This window comes from Peribacillus sp. P4_C12 (assembly GCF_056402095.1).
This window is the reverse complement of record NZ_JBFUIB010001105.1, coordinates 1-674: the sequence shown is the minus strand read 5'-3', so window position 1 is coordinate 674 and position 674 is coordinate 1. Positions and strand designations below refer to the sequence as shown.

Genomic DNA, 674 nt, shown 5'->3' with positions numbered 1-674 from the left:
CATCTAATACTTCCCCCTTTTGTTTTCATAAACTTGGATATTTGAATATTGTAAGAAAAAAACCTTTCTAAACACGATCTTCTATATAATAGGTAAGCTGTAACGATTCTATTAATCTATTTCAATGGCACATGCACTGGATGCAAAGCTATCTCCGACAATAAAGCCACGATCTTCTAAATAATCAATTTGTGTCTCCTCATCTAAATAGCGTTTTGTAAAATGATCTAATCTAAGCTGAACTCCCTCATATTCAATAATTGTATCGTTTCTGCGGGGCTCGTCCAATACGAGGGAGAACTTCACCGACACCCCGCAGCCTCCAGCAATATCGGCATCAATACGAGGAATTTGTGCATCCTTACGAGCCATTTCCTTCAGCTTAATTATGGCTGCCACTGTTATTTTGACTACCATCTGATTCTCCCCTTTCTTAATAGGTTTATTTAAAAATGATTACGCATTAGCCTTTGCTGCACGGACTTGTTCATCTGCATGATAGGAGGAGCGAACAAGCGGACCGGCTTCGCAATGACTAAACCCTTTTGACAAGGCAATGTTTTTCAGTTCTTCAAACTCTTCTGGACTCCAATATTTTTGGACTTTCAAATGTCGTTTAGTAGGCTGTAAATATTGACCAATCGTCATAATCTCCACATTGTTAGCACGAAGGT

General features: G+C 38.9%; 1 protein-coding gene and 1 pseudogene. Both read right to left on the bottom strand.

From position 1 onward, the window contains the following. Positions 1-111: 111 nt before the first annotated feature. Positions 112-417, bottom strand: a complete 306-nt coding sequence (locus AC1DUW_RS31605) for an iron-sulfur cluster biosynthesis family protein (RefSeq protein ID WP_053346217.1) — start codon at positions 415-417, stop codon at positions 112-114. 39 nt (positions 418-456) lie between these two features. After that, positions 457-674, bottom strand: a pseudogene (locus AC1DUW_RS31600) (lipoyl synthase); the annotation flags it as partial.

What these genes read in the sequence shown, in the direction of transcription:
- AC1DUW_RS31605 (WP_053346217.1), bottom strand. Translation starts at nt 417, where the DNA reads ATGGTAGTCAAAATAACAGTGGCAGCCATAATTAAGCTGAAGGAAATG.